This is a genomic window from Rufibacter immobilis (genome assembly GCF_003721565.1).
GTDB classification, from domain to species: Bacteria; Bacteroidota; Bacteroidia; order Cytophagales; family Hymenobacteraceae; genus Nibribacter; species Nibribacter immobilis.
In genome coordinates, this window is sequence record NZ_RJJE01000002.1 from 185092 (window position 1) to 199454 (window position 14363).

Annotated in this window: 13 protein-coding genes; 1 reads left to right on the plus strand and 12 read right to left on the minus strand. The window is 50.6% G+C overall.

Translation table 11 applies throughout. The features are described 5' to 3' along the window. Positions 1 to 2: 2 nt before the first annotated feature. The 9 genes from EFA69_RS03260 to rbfA all read right to left on the minus strand — a co-directional run bounded on the left by EFA69_RS03260 (position 3) and on the right by rbfA (position 9285). A complete protein-coding gene (locus tag EFA69_RS03260; RefSeq protein WP_123131656.1) occupies positions 3 to 242 on the minus strand; it encodes a PLD nuclease N-terminal domain-containing protein in 240 nt (79 codons plus the stop codon). A 73-nt stretch (positions 243 to 315) separates the two neighbouring features. After that, positions 316 to 1050: a hypothetical protein gene (locus tag EFA69_RS03265; RefSeq protein ID WP_123131657.1), complete on the minus strand. Its 735-nt coding sequence runs from the start codon at positions 1048 to 1050 to the stop codon at positions 316 to 318. 408 nt (positions 1051 to 1458) lie between these two features. Beyond that, entirely contained in the window at positions 1459 to 1878 is a 420-nt protein-coding gene (locus tag EFA69_RS03270) for a hypothetical protein (protein WP_123131658.1), read from the minus strand. A gap of 274 nt (positions 1879 to 2152) precedes the next feature. Beyond that, positions 2153 to 2551 (minus strand): hypothetical protein, encoded by a 399-nt coding sequence (locus EFA69_RS03275; RefSeq protein WP_123131659.1) that lies wholly within the window; start codon positions 2549 to 2551, stop codon positions 2153 to 2155. 200 nt (positions 2552 to 2751) lie between these two features. Continuing rightward, positions 2752 to 5694 (minus strand): DEAD/DEAH box helicase, encoded by a 2943-nt coding sequence (locus tag EFA69_RS03280; protein WP_123131660.1) that lies wholly within the window; start codon positions 5692 to 5694, stop codon positions 2752 to 2754. 313 nt (positions 5695 to 6007) lie between these two features. Continuing rightward, a complete protein-coding gene (locus tag EFA69_RS03285) occupies positions 6008 to 7231 on the minus strand; it encodes an FtsX-like permease family protein (protein ID WP_123131661.1) in 1224 nt (407 codons plus the stop codon). Positions 7232 to 7360: 129 nt separating this feature from the next. Next, positions 7361 to 7828 carry a GNAT family N-acetyltransferase gene (locus EFA69_RS03290; protein WP_123131662.1) on the minus strand — a complete coding sequence of 156 codons (468 nt, stop codon included), beginning with the start codon at positions 7826 to 7828 and terminating at the stop codon, positions 7361 to 7363. Between the two features lie 149 nt (positions 7829 to 7977). Next, the gene (locus EFA69_RS03295; RefSeq protein ID WP_123131663.1) at positions 7978 to 8787 is read right to left on the minus strand and encodes a class I SAM-dependent methyltransferase; all 810 of its coding nucleotides are present in this window, start codon (positions 8785 to 8787) and stop codon (positions 7978 to 7980) included. A gap of 45 nt (positions 8788 to 8832) precedes the next feature. Then, on the minus strand, positions 8833 to 9285 hold the full coding sequence (rbfA, locus tag EFA69_RS03300) for a 30S ribosome-binding factor RbfA (protein WP_123131664.1): 453 nt from the start codon (positions 9283 to 9285) through the stop codon (positions 8833 to 8835). 96 nt (positions 9286 to 9381) lie between these two features. Between rbfA and EFA69_RS03305 the strand changes: the two genes are divergently transcribed. After that, positions 9382 to 10791, plus strand: coding sequence for a hypothetical protein (locus EFA69_RS03305; RefSeq protein ID WP_148041244.1), 1410 nt, complete (start codon positions 9382 to 9384; stop codon positions 10789 to 10791). 844 nt (positions 10792 to 11635) lie between these two features. Here EFA69_RS03305 and rpiB read toward each other — a convergent pair. Genes rpiB through EFA69_RS03320 form a run of 3 tightly spaced genes read right to left on the minus strand, consistent with a single transcriptional unit; the run spans position 11636 to position 14221 of the window. Further along, complete coding sequence (gene rpiB / locus EFA69_RS03310) at positions 11636 to 12067, minus strand: ribose 5-phosphate isomerase B (protein ID WP_123131666.1); 432 nt, start codon at positions 12065 to 12067, stop codon at positions 11636 to 11638. Between the two features lie 10 nt (positions 12068 to 12077). Next, positions 12078 to 12932 carry a twin-arginine translocase subunit TatC gene (gene tatC / locus EFA69_RS03315; RefSeq protein ID WP_245964483.1) on the minus strand — a complete coding sequence of 285 codons (855 nt, stop codon included), beginning with the start codon at positions 12930 to 12932 and terminating at the stop codon, positions 12078 to 12080. A 14-nt stretch (positions 12933 to 12946) separates the two neighbouring features. Then, positions 12947 to 14221, minus strand: coding sequence for a serine hydroxymethyltransferase (locus EFA69_RS03320; protein ID WP_123131976.1), 1275 nt, complete (start codon positions 14219 to 14221; stop codon positions 12947 to 12949). Between the last annotated feature and the right edge of the window lie 142 nt (positions 14222 to 14363).

Below are 14363 nucleotides of genomic sequence, written 5' to 3' on the forward strand. Positions count from 1 at the left end.
TGTTATAGGGCCGAATTTTTCAGCTTCTGCCTGCGGCCGATGATGAGGTAGAGCAAAGCTCCCAACACTGGAATAAGCGCAATAGCCACCAGCCAAATGAGTTTGTCTACCCTGTTGGAAAACTTGCTGGAAAGTAAATCTACAGTAGCCCAAAGCCAGATAGCCGCCGGTGCCCCTAATAAGACCAAAAGAAAGATGAGTTCTGGCAGGCCTATTCCTATAAAAGTAAAAGTTGTTCCCATGTTGTTAGTAAATATGGTATTGAATTGCTTTGCTATATGGAACAAGCCTGTGTAGCTAACAGCTGTGTACTCGTTAGTCTACACGAAGCCTGATATACCCATTTTTAATTCTTTTTGGCTTTGCTTCCTCCATCACCTTTTTGTCAGCGGTAATTTTTCCCTCAAAATAAAAGAGATTAGCGGAAAACTTCGCTTCTAGCAGGTATCCTCCGGTGGACAGTTTATGCAAATTAGTGATTTCAAAGCTTGAATTCTCCTGGCAGTCATAGCCAATGGAAGTTAGCCAGCGGCGCATTTCTGGAAGATATGTCTGCAGATTCAATCGGTTAGAATTACTGTCTATGAGGCTTGCGTCTATCGTGATACCGTCAGTAGTATTAAACCTTCCAAAATCAACGGCATAAGGTTGCATTCCTTTTGTATACAGCTCCAACACATTTGTCGGTCTGCTCATAAAATTAATACTGCTCAATTGGTTCTTGCTGTATTTCTTCACGAACCTGATGCCAATTCCCTCAAAGTTTGAATTCATCATCTTGAATTCTCTCCAGTATAAAACAGAGTCTGGATGCCCTTTGTCTGTTACACTATCCAAATTGACCTGTGCATTACCACTGCCATGCCCCAAGGGTCTATCAAATGTGTATATGCTCCCGTCTAACTCGAAAGAGATTGAATCTTGTAGACTCTCTATCTTAGCTTGCGGATCTTTAATTTCAATTTCATCAAGTACTTCAAGTTCTTCTTTGCAAGAATTAAGCAGGAATAAAAAAGATAAAAAGGGTAATAGCAGAAAATTTGGTTTCATTTATTAAAAGGTTGAATAAAATAATTTATTGTTCTAGATTCTATCTCTAAAGTAGGCTAAAATATTTAGTTAAGCTAATTTTACATCTATACTAACGGACTTGTAGAAACAACTTGCAAGGCCGTGGGCCGAAGTATGGTGTTTATACAATAATGGCTTTAGTTATATATTACCTTCACTCTGGCTCATTTGGCAATACATAGTGAATATTGCTGCCAATCCAATTAGCTATTCCGTTTTGCCAAAAAGGCTTCTAAGCAATATCACATCAAAAGCGATAGAAAATATCTGTCACTAGTGACAAGTCTAATGTATGTCTGCCAATTTTCAGAGGAATCTTATGGTCTTTTCTTGGTAGTCCCCTCAATTGTAGGCCAGACTGCTCATTGAAGCACTACCCAGCCAATCTTATTTGATGCGCTTGTACTTGTATGAGCATCCTTCAATGCATGTGGGTGAAGTAGGAACAATGGTAAGTTCTCCAGTTGGTTGAATTTTACCGATAAGCTCGCTTTGCTTAACGTATCCAGTACTGCACGAAACGGTAATTATAATATCTTGGCCGTTTGCTACCGAATACTGCCCAGAGCAGTCTTCTTTGCCGCTGATATAATCTCCATTTGCTTTGAATTCAATAATAGAAGGTTGAGCCGGGTCTGCTTTAGTCCAAGAGCCAGGGCCACCAATACTCATATAGTATTCTTCCAACTGCCATTTACCTGTTACGATGGCATTATTTTCTGAACGAGGCTTAATGTCCTCTTGGTGCTGGCATTGAAAAGCTGACAATAATATAAAAAACAGCAAAGAAGTATAGGTGATTTTCATGATGGTGGAGATAAGGTTATAGTGATTTTATAGATGACCCGGCCATGAAGGATTTGGTTGCAAGCCAATCAAAATAAATAAAAGACTGCAACTCCGTATTTAATATTAGCAAGAGCCGGTTTATTAAATATGAAGCATTCAGATTATTCTCAAAGCGGGGCATCTTCCTTTATCTCTTTCTTTATTTTATTCTTTTCACTTTAAATTAACGATTAGTATAAACGACGGCGGAGGCCGTCGGCCGAAGCTGACTTTTATACAGTGTTATGTGTTGTTATTTTTCTTTTTTAAATTTTATACCTCTTTCGAAAAGACACGCTTTTGCATCATTTCTCACTGATTTATCTTCATGATTTACAAATTCTAATACCAACTGTAAATCTTCATCTTGCCCAATCACACATAAAACTTGAATCGCAGTTCTAATCATTACATGATTGTCGATTTCTAATGACTTCAATGCAACTGTTCTGGCTCTTTCATAAAACTTTTCGATTGTTTCTGCACGCTCGTCAATAAAATTTTCCAGATAATGCAAATCACTTTCGGCGTAACTAGGTTTTTCCCAAGTGAATCTTTCTCCATGAGGTCCATTGCAAATAAACCAATGCCATACTGGGTCACTAGGGTCCTCGGCTAATGAAAGAGGCGGGTGAGTGCCATATAAAGCCATTTCTTAATTTTTTAATTACACATAACATCTGTATATCTGCACCGGTACATTTATTTTCAATATATCTCTTATAAAACATCCTTTTATCCCTTGAAATCAGCAAATAACAGGAATCGCACTATCTAATATAATAAATAGCTACCATTTAAGGAAGTGCCTCCCGTTTAGGGGCTCTTTTTAGAAAAATAGCCCCTAAACGCTTAGCTCAACAGGTTCTCAATGTCTTCTTTGGTGAGGCGTTTGATGACGGCTTCATCGGTGGAGATGAGGTCAGAGACCATCTGGAGTTTCTTGTCCTGGAGGGCCAGGATCTTCTCTTCCACGCTGTTCTTGGTGATGAACTTGTAGGTGAACACGGTGTTTTGCTGGCCTATGCGGTGGGCACGGTCTACGGCCTGGGCCTCCACGGCGGGGTTCCACCAGGGGTCTAGGATGAACACGTAGTCGGCGGCGGTGAGGTTGAGGCCCACGCCTCCGGCCTTGAGCGAGATCAGGAAGACGGGCAAGTGAGGGTCGTTCTGGAAATGGGCCACCTGCGCCTGGCGGTCTTTGGTGGAGCCGTCTAAGTACGCGTAGTTGATCTTCCGTTCATCCAGCGCCTCGCGTACAATGTCCAGGTGCTTCACAAATTGGCTGAAGATAAGGACTTTATGGCCTTCGCTCACTACATTTCTGGTGAGGCGCAGCACTTCGCCCAACTTGCCAGACTCCGCTTCTGAGGCCGGGTCGGCCATGCGGGGGTGGTTGGCAATCTGGCGCAGCTTCATGAGGCCCTGCAAGAGCATGAACTGCGATTTACCGGCCCCCTGCTCCTCAATGTTCTTCAGGATCTTGTTGCGGTAGTAAGACTTGGTTTCCTCGTAGGCATGCTCCTGCTCCTCGGTCATTTTGCAGAACGTGACGTGCTCAATCTTCTCGGGCAGTTCTTTGGCTACCTGGCTTTTGTGGCGACGCAGAATGAACGGTTTTATGAGGGTGTGGAGGCGGCGGGTTTTGTGTTCGTCTTTTAGTTTCTCAATGGGGCGCAGGAACTCCTTCTTGAAGAAGTTCTGGGTGCCCAGCAACCCCGGGTTAATAAACGACATCTGGCTCCACAAATCCAGGGTGCTGTTCTCCACGGGCGTACCCGTTAAGATGAGCCGGTGCTTAGACTTCAGCTCCCGGATGCTCATAGACGTGTTGGAGTTAGGGTTCTTGATGGCCTGGCTTTCGTCCAGAATCACGTAGTCGAACTGGTATTTCTTCAGGATCTCGTAGTCCAGGCGCACAATGCCGTAAGACGTGAGAATAAGGTCATAGTGCTTGAACTGCGCCACGCTTTTGTTCCGGTACGTGCCGGTATAGGTGAGAATGCGCAGCTGCGGCGTGAATTTCTGGGCCTCGGCGAGCCAGTTGTAAATCAAGGAGGTGGGCATGACCAGCAGAGAGGCACTCTGGGCTCCATTTTCTTTGCGGTGCTGCAGCATGGCCAGCGTTTGCACGGTTTTCCCCAAGCCCATGTCATCTGCCAGACAGCCACCAAAGTGGTATTCCTGCACAAAATGCAGCCAGTTGTAACCCGCTTTCTGGTACGGGCGCAGCTCGCCCATGAAGCCAGCTGGCAGGGGCTTGTCTTCTACGGTTTCAAACTCGCGCAGCTTCTCCAGTTTGCGGCTCATGGTCACGTGGGCCAGGTTGCCGTTCTGGAGGTCACTGACCAGCGAGAGGTGGTGCTTGTGCAGTTTGAGGTCATCATCGCCTTCAGAGAAGGCAAACAGCTCCAGGTACTGCGTAAACCACTCCTCCGGAATAATGGCGATCTGGCCGTTGGGCAGCTTGTATTCGCGGCGTTTGGTAAGGATGTGGTTACGTAGTTTGATGAACGGGATCTCATAAGGCCCAAACCGCACGGTGCCGTAAATGTCAAACCAGTCGTTGGTCTCGGAGATGCCCACGCTCACGCTGGTTTCGCCTATAAAGTAGTTCTTCTCAGACTCGCTTTGTTTAAAGGTGAACCCCAGTTCTTCCAGCGCCCGGGCGTGGTGGTTGAGCCAGCCAAAGGCTTTAGGTTTGTCCAGCACGGCCTTCCCGTTCCTGATGTCCAGGCCGCGGCTGGAAAGTTCGCGCAGGAAAGCGGTTTCCTGCTCCAGGTTGCGGTGCAGCCGGTGGAAGATGTAGGAGTCTTCGGTTTTCTCCACGCTTACGCTAATCTTGCGGCTCTCCTGGGTGCTTACGGTGTAACTGCCGTACTGGAAGTTGAGTTGGAACACAATTTTATCGCCGTCTGAAGGGTGGTGAACTTCTTCTTCCTCTTCCTCCTCGCCGCCGGCGGTGGCAAACAAAGCGGGAGCCGGTTCAGCCACGGTCAGTTCTGAGAACTGCAACTGGGGCTGCGGCGCGTACCGTTCCGTTTTTATGTCAAACCCCTTGGCGTACACGTCAAACTGCTCTATGAGCGGGGCCACAAACTTGCGGTAATAGCTTTCCTCCACGTTGCGCGGCACCGCAATGAACTTCTTGTTGAGGAAAGGCTGTAGTTTTTTGCCGTCTACCTGTTTCTCAAAGTTGTGGAGCACGTCGTTCAGGAGCAGCCAGGCGGGTTCTTTGCAGACCAGAACGGCATTCTGGTACTGGAAATCAAGCCGTTCGCCTTTGTACTTGATGGTAGGGAAATAATGGGTATTGTCTTCGTTGCGCCGGAAGTGGAAGAGCACGGTGGCTTTCTCCGGGGCCATTTTCAGGCGCTTCCATGTGGGTTCGCCGTCTTTGCCCATCACAAACACCATCTTGTCCTGGAGCAGGTCCAGGATCTTGGCCATGCGGCTCTGCACGTAGTGCTCAATGTTTTCCTGCAAGGGCTTATCGCCTTTGGCGGGGTCATAGGTACGCAGGAAGAAATCAGCTAAGGTGCCTTTCTTCACCGAGAATTTCTTGAACACGGCGTCCTGCTGGATCTGGTCCATGAGGTCAATGAGCAGGAAATCGGTCTCGTCCAGGCGGGAAGAGAATTCCTCGGCGTTCTTGGTGGAGATGTTCTGGTGCTGGAGCGTGAGCTGGCGTTTGGAGTTGACCTGCACCACGAAAGACTCAAACAGATAGCCCAGGTATTCATGCTCAAACAGAGAATAAATGACTTGAAAAGGCTGTGTGGTATATACTTTCATGGCAGAGGCTCGCTATCCCAACTTTGAAAGTACAAATTTTCTCTCTTCTGCCTAAGCAAAAGACATAATTTTTAGCAGCGCCTAATCTGTTTGGCACCGGCCTTTCCTGTTTTTGGCCTAATTCCGGAAAAAGAGCCGCTAAACGCCCTCATTCCCATAGAGTTGAAGCAGAGGTAAGCCATGCCCCGGAAAAGCCATCCGAGCATCGGCTTTAGCCGAATGAGATGATCTGTTTACGGTGGCGCGGCCGAAAGCCGAAAGAAGGGCAAAGCCGTTTAGCGGCTCTTTTTCCGGAAACTGAGCCAAACCAGCTTTACAGGTTCTCTCTGATGGAAATGGCGGCGGCGCGGCGGGCGGGCCTGATGGAAACGATGAGCGTGATGAGGATAATGGCCACGGCGGTAAACACAAAGTCTGTGGGGCGCATAAGCACGGGGTACGCCTCTACCACTGAGGTACTCATGCCCATGGAAACCCAGCCAAACGTCTGCTGCAGCCAACAGATGGTGCCGCCCACCACCAGGCCCACAAAAGCCCCGGAGAAAGCCACAATGGCTCCTTCCAGCAGGAAAATACGCCTAATGGTGCGGGCATCGGCACCCAGTGAGGTGAGAATGGCAATGTCTTTCTGCTTGTCCAGCACCAGCATGGAGAGCGAGAAAAAGATGTTGATGGAGGCAATGAGCAGCACAAACGTGAAGGTGACAAACACAAACAGCTTCTCTACCTTCACGGCCCGGAGCAGGCTCACGTGCTGTTCCTCACTGTTCTGCACATTAAAACCCGGGCCAAGTACCTTCTGGAGGGCCGCTTTTACCTTGTCTACGTCTTCTACGTGCTGGGTCTTGATCTCCAAGGATGTGCGCTTGCTGCCGTAGCTCAGGAGCTCCTCCGCGAAGGCCAGGGGCACGAACACGTACTGGTCATCGTACTGGCGCTCAATCGCGAAAACGCCGCCCGCCTGTATACCCAGCTGCCGGAATGCGTTCTCTGGGTTGATGATGGTTTTCTTGCCGGCCTTGGGGTACAGGAACTGCATGGGCGAGAACGGGTTCTCTGGCCTAATGGAGAGCTGGTACTGCACCCCCCTACCAATGAGCGCGTACTGCTGGCCGCGGCGTTTCAGGCGGTAGTCACCGTCTACAATGGCGGAGTCTATCTGGTTCTGCTGGAAAAAGTTATCGCTCACGCCTTTCACCTTCACCACCATTTGGCGGTCATTGTAGCGGAGCAGGGCGTTGTCTTCAATCACCTCGGTGAGCAGCGCCACGCCCGGGGTCTTCCTGATGCGCTCCAGCAGCTGTTCATCTGTCTCAAAAGACTTGCCTTCCACTGACGTGATCTTGATCTCGGGGTCAAACTTACCGTAGAGCGACCGGATGAGGTCTTCCAGCCCGTTGAACACTGAGAGTACCACAATGAGCGCCATGGTGCCCACGCCCACGCCAATCATGGCAATGATGGAGATGATGTTGATGATGTTGCGCTTCTTCTTGGAGAAAAAGTACCGCCGGGCGATAAAGAGAGCAACGTTCATCTGGTATGTAATGTGTGAATGAGTGGTTGTAAGAATACGAAGCAGCCTGCGCCGTTCCGGTCACGTTTACTGTTCTACCGCAAAAGGGTTCCGTTTTTTAGCGATTGGGCAGCAGTTGCGCCGGTAAAGTTACAGCATCCTTTCCTGATTCAAAGCTTTCTGCATGCACACGCTGCTTTCAATGTTCTGGTACTGCCCGTAGTTGGGGATAACGGTAAAGCCGCTTTTGGTGTAGAGCCTGATGGCCTCTGGCTGCGCCTTGCCGGTTTCCAGAATGAGCTTCTTGAAGTGCAGCTCGGCTGCCCAGCGCTCCAGTTCCTGTAATACCTGCCCGGCAATTCCCTGCCCCCTGAACTCCGGCAGCACAAACATACGCTTCACTTCTGCGGTATCTGGGGTGTATTGCTTGATAGCCCCGCAACCTACCGCCAAGGAATCCAGATACGCCACCACCGCGTGCCTGATGTTGGTGAGTTTGTTGAACTGCGCGAAAAAAGAATGGTCATCTCCGTCTCTCACGTGCAAGTCGGCGTCCAGCAAGGTGACCAGCTCTGTAAAATCTGGGTTGTCTGAATCTGTTCGGGCTAACTCTACCATTTTAAGGGGAATGAGTGGAACGTATGCACGCTATGAAGTTACTAGTTCTCAACCCTTTCTCAAAGCCTGCCCAAAGTTTTGCGTTTAGGGGCTATTTTTCTGAAAATAGCCCCTAAACGTAAACCCTTTTTGAAATTACAGGGGATCGCTTACTTCCAGGCCTTCACAATAAGACCGGTGCCGGTGGGGTGTTTTCCGTTAGTGTCTAGCCAATTGAGCACAAGGCAGAACGGGTACACCAGCAGGTAGTAGAACGGCAGAAGCACGAAAAACAGTTTAGATGCCCCCAGCATCAAGATTGGGTACTTCATGCTCAGGCGCCAGGAGATTTTACCCGGGGCACCGTAGGAATAGTGGGCCTCTGTGCGGCTGAACCCGGCGCTCTTCAGTTTCTGCTGTATCTCCTGAATGTTGTAGCCGTCGCGCACGTGTTCTTCAATGAAGGAGCTCTCGTCATCGCCGTGCACGTCTGAACCGCCCTGGTCAGAAGGGGTGGAAATGAGCACCATACCGCCGGGCCGCAGCGAGGCGTGGAAGTTTCTGAACACCTCCACATCTTCCAGAATGTGCTCCATCACGTCTACAGACAGCACCAGGTCAAAGGCCTGCGGGTCCTGGAACGTAACCAAGTCTTCTTTGCGGAACATCACGTTGTGGCGCTTGATCTTTTGGAAGAAGTTGCCGCAGTCTGCAATCTGCTCGTCTTTCACGTCAACGGCCAGAATGCGCCATTTAGGGCTCATACCGGAGAGGTAGTACGTGTATTGCCCAAAGCCCGAGCCGGCATCCAGAATCTGCACCGGTTGCTGGCGTTTGCCTTTGGCCCAGGCCCGCAGTTCTTTGTGGATGTGCCACGTGCGCAGCAGCAGCAGGTCTAGGAGGTTGTAAAAGAGCTTGCGCAGGAGAGGCGTCTTGTTGAAGGCCTCGCCCAGAACGCGTTTTATGGGATCGTACTGCATGGGTGGGTTTAGTAGCTGGCTGCTGGCTGGATAACAGGTGCGGGATTAGCGGTCTTCGGCGTCTTCTTCGTCATCCTCGCCGTCTTCGTCAGATAGATAGTAGTCTTCCTCGGTGCGGAAGGGGTTGGTAGGGTCTTCCTTAGATTCAGCGGGTATGTCAAGTTCTGAGATGATTTTGTCCATTTTGGCGGCGTACTCAGCGGTCTCGTCCAGGTAGAAGATCAGCTCCGGGATCACGCGCACCTGGTTTTTGATGCGCTTGGCCAGCTCATGCCGAATGGTCTTGGTATGGATCTGGATTTCTTTGAGCATTTCGCGGCCTTTGGGGTTGAGCAACAGGCTCAGGTGTACTTTGGCTACCCCTAAGTCTGGCGACACTTTCACTCCGCTTACAGATATATAGGCGCCCTGAAACAAGTGCGATACCTCACGCTGAAAAATCTCAGCAAGTTCTTTTTGAATCAGTCGGGCGAATTTTTGTTGGCGTTTACTTTCCATGGTTCAGCAAATATCGTATTAATTTCACATTTTTACCCCACAAACCGCTTTCCTCTTCTCCGTAAGGCAAGAGCGAGGGCTAAGCCGCGCATACGCTTGATACGATTCTTCCGCAGTTTGTTTCCGTCCAGGTGGGTGGTGTTGGTGCTGCTGTTTCTGCTTCTTCGGCTTCCGTTGCTCTTTTTTGGGCTTCCTACCACGCTTTCTGAGCTGCACCATGTGTTGGTGGGCGAGCGCCTGCACCAGGGCTATACCCTTTACCAGAGCCTTTATGATACCATAGGTCCGCTCTCAGGGGCGGTGTACGGGTTGCTGGACATGGTGGCGCCCAAGTCTTACCTGGCGCACCGGTTGCTGGCGATGGCGCTTATTGCGTACCAGGCGTTTCTGCTCAACTTTATTTTTAACCGCAACCAGGTACACCCTTTCAAGTCTTTTGTGCCGGCGCTGCTGTACCTGCTCTTTGGGAGCATTTTCTTTGAGCTGGATATTCTTTCTCCGTTGCTATTGGGGCATACATTTGTGCTGCTGGCGGTCTACAGCCTCACGGTAATCTCTAAGGAAGCCACCAACGCCGGCCGGTTGTTTGAGGCCGGTTTTATGCTGGGGCTGGCGGCGCTGTGCTATCTGCCGCTGGTGTGGTTTCTGGTGCTGGGTTTCTTCGCGATTATCTATTTTGCCTCCAACGCCTTCCGGAGTACGCTCCTGATGCTGACGGGCTTTGTTTTCCCGTTCACGGTGGTGCTCACGTACTTTCTATACCAAAATGCGCTGGTGCCGTTTCTTGAGCAGGGCCTGTCTTGGTCCTGGCAGTTTACGTTTGACTTTGGGCTGCCCATCAAGCAGGTACTCATGGTGGCGGCTTTGCCTCTGAGTATTCTGGTATTGTCTTTCCTCTCGCTTCCGCTCATCAACTTAGGGCCTAACTACCAGGCGCGTTTCCTGCAGTTTATGTTCATTTGGGCTATTGTGGTGGTGCTGGTGCTCATTAGCGGCCACGATGGCTCTGCCAAAGGTCTCATCCTGCTGCTGCCTTTGCTGGCGTATTTCGGGCTGTTTCTGTTTGGCTTTTGGGAAAAGCGTTTCTGGGTGGCCGAGATTCTGTTTCTGGTGGTAGCCGCCGGTGTTGTGGCCATGCGCTACAATCCCTTGGGAGTAGTGTACCATCCTTTAGGCATTGACCCCGAGCTGGTGCAAGTGCGCGATGCGCCGCAATACCGGCAAGTGCAAGGCGAGCGCCTGTTGGTGCTGGGCCCAGACCTGAATTACTACCAACACAACAGCTTGGGCTCCCCCTACCTGCGCTGGGACTTGGCCCAACCCTACTTTGGCCGACTGAACTACTATGAAGCCCTGTTCACCATCTTGCAGGACCTCAGGAAAGCCCCTCCCACCTATATTGTGGACCAGAAGAACCTCATGCCGGAACTACAGTATAAATTACCTTTGGTGTTTCAGCGCTACGAGAAGGTTGATGACGGCCCCTTTTACCGGTTGGTGAAGTAGAAGCCATCAGACTCATTTACTTTCCTCATTTGCGTTTAGGAGCCATTTTAAGAAAAAAAGCCGCTAAACGCCAACCCACCCCTCCCCCTCCCAGGAGGGGAGTCTCGCAGTCAACAGCTCAATACGCAGTTCCTTGAATTCATTTCCCCCATACTCCAGCCACATCCGCAGGGGACGATGAAAGCATGTAAAAGGCACCAAAGCCGTTACACAGGCAGTTGGTTTGCCTGCGGGAGCGGGCAACGCAGGGGCAATATGCCCCGAGGCGCTTAGCGGGAGCACGCTCAGACGGTAAAAGCCTGCAACGGCCCGCGCTCCCTATGGAACAGAGGACGGTTGCCCGGTGGTACAGAACCGAAGCTCCGCCTGTTTGAGCGTCAGCGAGTTCGGAGCTTCTTGATTCTTTTGGTTACTTTTCTCATCAAGGAGAAAAGTGACAGACGCGGGCAGAGCGCATCAGCCGCCAAGAACTTAGCAGGAAAAGGCGTGGAGAGTAAAGACGGATAGCTAACCGGGGCGGCAGTTTTGGTTGTCGGTGAGAACAGCGACAACGGCGAAAGTGACAGACACGGGCAGAAGGTAATATAGCCCTAGGTTCGGCAGGAACGGGAGTGAAAGGTAGTTGCCCTTGCAGACAGCTCAGCAGAAGAGAGATCTGCTCGTGTCAACATCCCCCTACCCCCTTCAAAGGGGGAATCTGCGGAGCAAAACCAATTGAGGTTAAGAACTCCCATTCAACAGAAGGTGAACAAAAGACGATAATTAGGAAAAGCAAAATTGCGTTTAGGGGCCGCTTTTCCAAAAACAGCCCCTAAACGCAATTCCCTAAAAAGATGTATTGGTTTTACGCGCAGGCAATTTTGTCTACGCGGGTCTGGTGGCGGCCACCCTCAAACGGCGTGGTTAAAAATGCATCTACCATTTCCTTGGCTGCTTCCTGGCTCACAAACCTGGCCGGGAGGCATAGTACGTTGGCATTGTTGTGCGAACGGGCCAGTTCGGCCAATTCCTTCGCCCAGCACAGGGCGGCTCTGATGCCCGCGTGTTTGTTGGCGGTGATGGCTACCCCGTTGCCACTGCCGCAGATCAGGATGCCCAATTCGTACTCTTTGTTCTCTACGGCGGTAGAAAGCGGGTGCACAAAGTCTGGGTAATCTACAGAGGCGTTAGAGAATGGCCCGAAGTCTTTCACCTCATGGCCCTGGGCCTCCAGGTGCTGGATCACGATGCCCTTATATTCAAAGCCGGCGTGGTCGCCGCCTAATGCAATTTTCATGTCTTAGAAGTTAAGAAGTAGCTTGTTCATTCAGTTTGGCCAGATCGCGGCGGCGTACCCACCAGGAGATATTGATACTCACCTCATAGAGCAGCAGCAGCGGAATCCCCATCAGGGTCATGCTCAACACATCTGGCGGCGAAAGTACCGCGGCCACAAACGCAATGACCACAATGGCGTGTTTGCGGTAAATGCGCATGAGCTCCGGAGATAAGATACCCGCCCGGGAGAGGAAGAACACAATCATGGGCAACTCAAACATGATCCCGCAAGACAACACCAGCGTCACCAGCGTAGAGATATACGATGACAGGTCAAACTCATTGGCGATACTGGGGTCCACCTGGTAAGAAGCCAGAAAGTTGATGGAGAGCGGCGACACAATAAAATACCCAAACAAGGACCCCAGCAAAAACAGGAACGACACAAAGAACACCGCCCCGCGGGAATTCTCCCGTTCATTGGGGTACAGTCCCGGTTTAATGAACCGCCATATCTCCCAGAACAGGTACGGGAAACCCAGTAGCAAACCTATCACGAAGGAACTGGTGAGGTGCATGGTGAACTGCGAAGACAGTTCGCGGCTCTGCAACGTGAAATCCAGTTTATTGATGCACAACCCCGGCGAGTTAATGGCCGCCCCCACCTCGCACAGTTTTCTATAGGTGAAAAAGTCTGTGCGCGAAGGCCCCAGGATAATGTCATGGAAGACAATCTCCTTGTTGGCCATGGCAATGCCCGTGAATACCACAATGGCCACCGCCGAACGGATCAAGTGCCACCTGAGAATCTCCAGGTGGTCCAAAAAGGTCATTTCATGTTCCTCACCGCCGTGCGCTGCCACCTCTCCGGATCGTTGTGTCATGTAATAGTGAGTGCTTAGTAACTGAACAACGGAAACTCCTGCATCCAGTTGTTGATCTCTTTTCTGGTGTCAGAAAGAATGGTTTCATTCTCATGGTTCATGAGCACGCGGTCAATATAGTCCACCACGCGGTCCATGTCCTGCTCTTTCAGACCACGGGTAGTTACGGCGGCGGAGCCAATCCGGATTCCGGAGGTCACAAAAGGAGACTTATCATCAAACGGCACCATGTTTTTGTTGATGGTGATGTCTGCTTTGATAAGTGTATTCTCGGCCAGTTTACCCGTCAGGTTTTTAGACCGAAGGTCAATGAGCATGAGGTGGTTGTCTGTGCCGCCAGAGATAAGCTTATAGCCGCGGTCTACGAGAGACTTGGCCAACGCCTGGGCGTTCTTCTGCACCTGGGCAGTATATTCTTTATAGGAAGGCGAGAGGGCCTCAAAGAAAGCGACGGCCTTGGCGGCAATCACATGCTCCAACGGACCACCCTGTGTGCCTGGGAACACGCCACTGTCTAGCAAGGAAGACATCATGCGCAGCTCGCCTTTAGGCGTCTTCAGCCCAAAGGGGTTTTCAAAGTCTTTCCGCATCATGATCATACCGCCGCGTGGGCCCCGCAGGGTTTTGTGGGTGGTGGTGGTCACAATGTGGCAGTGCTCAAACGGGTCGTTCAATAAGCCAGTGGCAATTAAACCGGCTGGGTGAGAAATATCGGCCAGCAACAGGGCGCCAACGGCATCAGCGGCTTCGCGCAGAGCCTGGTAGTTCCAGTCACGGGAATAGGCTGAGGCGCCGCAGATGATGAGTTTAGGTTTCTCCCGCTCCGCTACCTCTCTTACTTTGGTCCAGTCAATCTCGCCGGTTTCTGGCTCTACACCATAGAAAGAAGGCTGGTACAGTTTACCGGAGAAGTTCACCAATGAACCGTGCGTTAAGTGCCCCCCGTGCGACAGGTCAAAACCTAAGATTTTATCTCCTGGATTCAGAACCGCCAGCATTACGGCGGCGTTGGCCTGCGCGCCGGAGTGCGGCTGTACGTTCACCCACTCAGCTCCAAACAATTGCTTTGCGCGATCAATGGCTAATTGCTCTGACTGGTCCACAATCTCACAGCCGCCATAATAGCGTTTGGCGGGTAAGCCTTCTGCGTATTTATTGGTGAGCACACTGCCCATGGCTTGCATTACCTGCTCAGAAACAAAGTTCTCAGAAGCGATAAGTTCAATGCCATGCAGCTGACGCTGGTGCTCTTTCTGGATAAGATCAAAGATTTGGGAATCGCGTTGCATTTTGATATTGTTAGTGGGTGCCCAAAAGTACAGCCATTGCGGCAAATTACCAATGTTTTGAAGCGGCAAGCGTACACAGAAATATGAAAGGCGTTTAGGGGCTCTTTTTCCTAAATAAAGCAAAAACCCCCAGGGTGCGCCT